The sequence below is a fragment of the Sphaerospermopsis reniformis genome (genome assembly GCF_005402885.1).
GTDB lineage: Bacteria > Cyanobacteriota > Cyanobacteriia > Cyanobacteriales > Nostocaceae > Sphaerospermopsis > Sphaerospermopsis kisseleviana.
In genome coordinates this window covers 1-6296 of the sequence record NZ_BJCE01000283.1, presented here as the reverse complement: position 1 = coordinate 6296, position 6296 = coordinate 1, and the positions used below count along the sequence as shown (strand labels likewise).

Genomic DNA, 6296 nt, shown 5'->3' with positions numbered 1-6296 from the left:
GGGTGACGGGGGACTGGTGACTGGGGAATGGTGACTGGTGACTGGTGACGTGTGACTGGGGACTGGGGACTGGTGACTGGGGACAGGTGACAGGTGAATTTTAATCAGTTCTGTGTCTTGACTGTCCATCTGGGTTTGTCAACTCTCCTAGTGGACAATTTTAGTTTGTCCAGTCACTCGGTGGACAAAAATTTTGTCAGGTTGTCCAGTAGACAAATAAAGCGACTTAACCAAGATTAGCGATCGCCTGGAGTGGTAGAATACAGATAACTTTTTCAGCAAACCCTAAATAATTTAGCTTGTTCTAACACCAATTCTGTAGCCAAAGCTTGCATATCAGGAGGATAACCATACTCCCTTAATAACCTTTTTACCATGACTTTCATTCTCGCTCTGACATTTTCTTTAATATTCCAGTCAATGCTGGCGTTTTTTTGGATTCTTTGCACTAATACAATGGCTAATTCTCGCAGTTTATCTACTCCCATGACATCCCTAGCACTGTCATTTTCAGCTAAAGCATCATAAAAAGCCAGTTCATAATTAGATAAACCTAATTCTTCCCCCCGTTGGTCGGCTTTGGTAACTTCCTTAGCTATATTAATCAGTTCTTCAATTACTTCTGCTGCACTAATAACACGGTTTTGATATTTTCTTAAAGTATTTTCTAATAATTCTTTTAAACTCCGACTTTGCACTAAATTAGTTTTTTGACGGGTTCTAATTTCATCATTGAGGAGTTTTTTCAAGAGTTCCACAGCCAGATTTTTATGTTCTAAACCTCTAATTTCTGCCATGAAGCTATCAGAAAGAATGGAAATATCTGGTTTTTTAATTCCCGCCGCATCAAAAATATCTATTACTCCTTCTGATACTAATGCCTGGTCTACCACTTGTTTAATAGCTGTGGAAATATCATGATGAGAAAGTCCATTACTGTTACTATCAAATTTTTGTAATCTGGCTTTTACAGCTTGAAAAAATGATACTTGTGCAGCTACATTCATAGCTGCTGCTGAGGGAACAGCTAAAGCAAAGGCTTGAGAAAGTGCAGTAACTTCTTGATTAAATCTGTCCTTACCATTTTCTAAACTTAATATATGTTCCTCAGCTTCTAAAATAATTTGCAGTTTCCGTCCAGTGTCACTGGTGAAATATTCACTATAAGCACAACCAGCCATTAATTGTTCTACTATTTCTAATTTAGTCAACATTAAATTAATAGCCGCTTCTTGGTCTAATGTAGGTTCTCCCTTACCACCGCTTTCTGCATAAAAAGCTAGGGCTTCTCTCAAGTCATTTCCTATTCCTAAATAGTCAACTATTAACCCCCCTGGTTTATCTAAATAAACACGGTTTACCCTGGCTATGGCTTGCATGAGGTTATGACCTTTCATGGGTTTGTCAATGTACAGGGTATGCAAACAAGGTGCATCAAACCCGGTTAACCACATATCACAAACTATTACTAGCTGTAGTGAGTCCTGGGGGTCTTTGAGTCTGCCAGCTAAAATACTCCGTTCTCGTTTGCTGGTGTGGTGTTTAGCCATTTCTGCACCATCACTAGCACCGGCAGTCATGACTACTTTTATTGTTCCCTGGTCCAGTTGGTTACTGTGCCACTCAGGACGTAGGTTAATTATTTCTTGGTAGAGTTGCACGGCAATAGCACGGCTAAAGGTAACTATCATACCTTTACCAAAAAATACCTGTTGCCTGGTTTCAAAGTGTTGGATGATATCTTGGGCAATGGTTTCTAGTCTTTGGGTTGCACCGATGACAGCTTCTAATTTGGTGCGTTGGGCTTTGGCTTGTTGGACGTTTTCACCTTCTCCTAGTCCTTCTAAGTCTTCGTCTAGTTCTGCTAATAATTGTTTTCCGGTTTCGTCTAGGTCTATTTTTACCAGTCGGCTTTCGTAGTAAATAGGAACTGTTGCCCCGTCTGTGACGGCTTGGGCAATATCATAAATGTCTATGTAGTCTCCAAAGACGGCGGGGGTATTTTGATCTGTTTTTTCTACTGGTGTCCCCGTAAAACCGACAAAGGTAGCATTAGGTAAGGCATCACGGATATATTTAGCGAAACCATAGCGGGTTTGTTTACCAATAATTACGCCATTTTCATCTTTGATATCAATTTCTCTGGCTTTGAAACCGTACTGGCTACGGTGTGCCTCATCTGCTAAAACAACGATGTTATTACGTCGTGATAAGCTATCAGGTCTTATAAGTTCACCAAGTAAATATATATTTTCTTCTACTGCTAAATTGAGTTTACTAACAATTGATAGGAAGATTTGAGAATATTTCTTACAGAAGGCTGGAGGTAATTCGTCCGTTGGTGCAAATTTTTGTATGGTTGTAAATACTACACCACCTGAAGCTACATTAAGCAGTTCTCGGAGATGTTTGCTATCTTTGGCTTGTTGGGGTTCTTGTCTCAGGAGTTGACGGGATGCAGCAAAGGTATCAAATAATTGGTCGTCTAGGTCGTTACGGTCGGTTAATACGACGATGGTAGGGTTATCTAGGGTTAAAACGAGTTTTCCAGTTAAGAATACCATTGATAAAGATTTACCACTGCCTTGGGTATGCCACAGTACGCCACCTTTTCTAGTTTGATGATAATTATTTTCTGGTGATAATTCCTGAGTTATTTCTACGGGTTGGTTTACGGCTTGAATGACTCTATCAACGGCTTTGTTAACAGCGTAATATTGATGATATGCTGCTATTTTTTTAATGGTTTTGATGGTGGTAATTTTGGTTTGGGGGTGTTCTTGTTTGGTTTTTTCAAATACGGTAAAGTGACGAATAAAGTCTAATATTGTGGTTTTATTACATAGTCCTTTAATTACGGTTTCTATTTCAATTTCTTTTCCTGCTTGGGTTTCGTTTTTTTCAGAAAGTTTCCACTTCAAAAACCGGGAGAAGTCAGCAGATAATGAACCTACACGGGCTTCTAAACCGTCGGCAATTATTAAGAAAGCGTTATAGGTAAATAAGCTGGGGATTTCGGCTTTATATGTTCCTAGTTGATTAAATGCTTTTTCTATGGTGGCTTTTTCGTCTGTGGGGTTTTTTAGTTCTATGACTACTAAAGGTAAGCCGTTAATAAATAAGATGATATCTGGACGGCAGTTATGGTTATTTTCAATGATGGTAAATTGATTAACTGCTAAAAATTCGTTATTTTCTGGGGTTTGAAAATCAATTAACCAGACTTTATCACCTCTGGTAATTCCGTCTAATTGATATTCTATATCTATTCCTTCTGTCAGGTATTTATGGAAGGTTTCGTTATTATTAATTAGGTCGGGACTGCTAATGGTGGTAATGATGCGTTGTGCTTGTTCTCTGGCTTCTAGGGGGATGTGGGGGTTAATGGTATTAATGGCATGGGTGAGGCGGTTTTTGAGGATGACATCATCATATTTTTGGCGTTCTGGTTTGTCGCTGTCAGGGGCAATAGTAGCAGCGTTTATATGTTCATATCCTAAGTTAGTTAGGAAGCTAATAACAAAGTTTTCGATTTTTTCTTCAGTTAGTTTCATTTTGACTACCTAGATATTCTTGATATTTAGTTTGATAAGCTATTTTATCTATTAAAAATAGAGTTTCACTGGTTGCGTAAAAAAGTCCTGCAATATTGGCATTTCCGTATTCTGTATCAAGATAAAGATTAAAGTCTTCAAAATCTGTAAACAATATTTCTTTTTCTTGTTGTTTCCGTGGGTGTTCAATCTCATAATATTTGATTAAAAAACAAGCAATTAATTCTACAGAACTAATTAAAAAATAAGCAGTTAATTCTTCAATTTGATTATCCTTACTCGTTAAAAGGCTTTGCCCATGAGATGATGTATCTATTCTATTTCTTAATTCCCCAAGATTTTGTGACGCTGTTATCAGTCCACTGCCAAATGTTGCCACTCCATTAGTGAGATTAATATTTAATGTTTTAATAGTTTCTGTTACTAACTTATTTACACTATCATTTGTTTTATATTCATAAGTTTTCTGTTCATCAAGAATCGTTTTACATATACTTTCTATCAGTGCTTTTGCATTTCCTATAGCTGAGGGAAAATCAAAGGTTTTAAAATACTCGATTTTTTCGACATAATCTTTTAAACCTTGCCACCTGTGGTATTGCTGTATTAACTCTTTTAATTTTTCCATTATTCTTTAATCCTGATTTGTCCACTCATTAATTTTGGTAGAAGTGTATCACGGGTTTTTGCTAAAATTTGGATTTGTTCTCCATTTACTTCTTTTTTTAATAAAACTTGGCTAAAAACTCCTGATGCTCTTTCCATTATCTCTTGTTTAGGAATTAATACTTCACATTTATATAATTCTGATTGTTTAATTCCTTGAACAGTTGAACCAGTACCCCTACGTTTTATTAATGATTGACCTAAAGGACTGGCTAACCAATAGTTAAAATAAGAAGGTGAAATAATTTCTGGATTTGCTCTTAAAGCAAATACTCTTTGGGCTGGATAATAATTAGTATTTTTAGCAATATAAAATAATTCTCCTAAAGGGGCTTCAGATGTCATAATAATATCGCCAACTTCTAATTTTTCTGAGGAATCAAATAATTCCAAGGCAACATAATTAAAACTATCTTGATTAATTAAAAAACCTCCTTTCACAAACTTTGCGCTTAATGCCGGAATTCCACTTTCAAAAAATTGGGGAGTTTTACCCCTATTGTCTATTAAATGTTTTAAACATTCTTGAAAAATTAAAACCTTCCAACCTGCGGGAATATCGCCTAATTCAGAAGGAGACATTGCACCCCCAGAGGACTTGTAAGGTTTACCCTCATCATTGGGAAATTCAAAATCAATAAACCAATGTTTAAATAGGGTTTGTGCTATCTTTTCTAGGGTTTCGTTTTGTCGTCTGAGGTTGTCTATTTTGGCATCTAAACAAGATAAAACAGCCGCTATTCTTTTTTGTTCTTCGGGAGATTTAGGAATACTTACTTCAAGTGTATGAATATGATTTCTGTTAAGAGTTGGATTTGCTGAACCACAATCATATTGTTCAAATTTAAGGGTCTTTAGAAAATAATACGCAAACTTTGGATGGTTTTTATGAAAATCTTTCACCCATAAAGTTGTATCTGTTGGCCAAAAATCAGTATCACAATAAAAAACAGAACCTAATGTTCCTTTTCGGCCTATTATTACACCTGGTGCTTTAACTTTAAACTGGTCATGCTTTCCTCCAAAACCTGATGAAAAGATAACATCATATAATCCATCTTCTTCCATATCTCGTTTTACAATATCAAAACCACGCTGAAATGTTATAAACTTTTCTAATTCTATTTTTTGCCACTCACTCATAAATCACCCTACCTTAACTAAATCAACAAAACCAATTTTATATTATTTCTAGTCTAATAAAATAAAAAATTATCTGCGTTTATCTGCGTCCATCAGCGTTCAAACTTCCAAAAGTATCATCATCAATACTTTCTAAATCCACCCTTTGTCTAAAGTCTTGTAAAGCTGACCAAAAATCATTAACCTCTTGAGTCTCTGTGAAAACTTCTTGATTCCCAGATATAGCAACTGGTATTTTAGCTGATAATTTATACTTGAGAAATTGAATAAAATCTAAAACCTCCTGTTGTTTATCTGTGGGTAAATCTCGCAAATTTTCTAAAACTGCTTGTTCCAGAGTCATAATTTTACCTCTACTACTTTGCATAACTTGAACCTCTGATATGAATAATTAAATTAAGGGTTTAGCACTGCTAAACCCCTATAATAAATCAATTAATCTTGCAATTGACTTAACCAAATCTGTACATCTTGTAAACTGGTAAAATCTAACAACGCTTCACCCAGATTTTCTAAATTAGTCAAAGATAACTTAGCAATATTATTTATTACTTCCTCCGGTAATTCTCCAAACCGTTTAGTTAACAGTCGAATGACTAAATTTAAAGCAGTTTCCTGTCTTCCTTCTTCTCGTCCTTCTTGCTTAATTTCTTGGTAAGCGCGACTTCTTTCTAATGATATTCCCAACATGACTTGAACCTCCCGTAAAGTCAGATTTTCAAACCTATACATCATTATTGTAGTAATCATTTCTAAAATCATCTCATTTGATGAATTTTCTTGATTACTTCTTGTTAATAAATACCTAGGGGTTGCTGAGAAAGTCTTTCCGTGAGGGCATAGGAGTCAGGAGTCAGGAGTCAGGAGTCAGGAGGAGATTTGAAAATTTCTTTGCTATCTCTTGAAATCCCAAAAAATGCACACTTTTTCCGG

Annotated in this window: 5 protein-coding genes and 1 pseudogene; all 6 read right to left on the bottom strand. The window is 35.9% G+C overall.

Annotated features, from left to right (window positions below; all coding sequences use genetic code 11):
• Positions 1–275: 275 nt before the first annotated feature.
• Positions 276–3554: a type I restriction endonuclease subunit R gene (locus tag FFR48_RS24345; RefSeq protein WP_137669147.1), complete on the bottom strand. Its 3279-nt coding sequence runs from the start codon at positions 3552–3554 to the stop codon at positions 276–278.
• Positions 3541–4182, bottom strand: a complete 642-nt coding sequence (locus FFR48_RS24340) for an abortive infection family protein (RefSeq protein WP_137669146.1) — start codon at positions 4180–4182, stop codon at positions 3541–3543. The genes FFR48_RS24345 and FFR48_RS24340 overlap by 14 nt, the downstream gene beginning before the upstream one ends.
• Positions 4182–5363, bottom strand: a complete 1182-nt coding sequence (locus FFR48_RS24335) for a restriction endonuclease subunit S (protein WP_137669145.1) — start codon at positions 5361–5363, stop codon at positions 4182–4184. The genes FFR48_RS24340 and FFR48_RS24335 overlap by 1 nt, the downstream gene beginning before the upstream one ends.
• A gap of 79 nt (positions 5364–5442) precedes the next feature.
• Complete coding sequence (locus FFR48_RS24330) at positions 5443–5730, bottom strand: DUF2281 domain-containing protein (protein ID WP_236104166.1); 288 nt, start codon at positions 5728–5730, stop codon at positions 5443–5445.
• Between the two features lie 68 nt (positions 5731–5798).
• Entirely contained in the window at positions 5799–6077 is a 279-nt protein-coding gene (locus FFR48_RS24325) for a DUF4351 domain-containing protein (protein WP_371851481.1), read from the bottom strand.
• Positions 6060–6179: pseudogene (locus FFR48_RS30245) on the bottom strand (DUF2887 domain-containing protein); the annotation flags it as partial. The pseudogene FFR48_RS30245 and the gene FFR48_RS24325, both read right to left, overlap by 18 nt.
• Positions 6180–6296 lie beyond the last annotated feature (117 nt).

Excerpts from the sequence above, each read along its gene's own strand:
- FFR48_RS24335 (WP_137669145.1), bottom strand. The coding sequence starts at position 5,363 with ATGAGTGAGTGGCAAAAAATAGAATTAGAAAAGTTTATAACATTTCAG.
- FFR48_RS24340 (WP_137669146.1), bottom strand. The coding sequence starts at position 4,182 with ATGGAAAAATTAAAAGAGTTAATACAGCAATACCACAGGTGGCAAGGT.
- FFR48_RS24345 (WP_137669147.1), bottom strand. The coding sequence starts at position 3,554 with ATGAAACTAACTGAAGAAAAAATCGAAAACTTTGTTATTAGCTTCCTA.
- FFR48_RS24330 (WP_236104166.1), bottom strand. The coding sequence starts at position 5,730 with ATGCAAAGTAGTAGAGGTAAAATTATGACTCTGGAACAAGCAGTTTTA.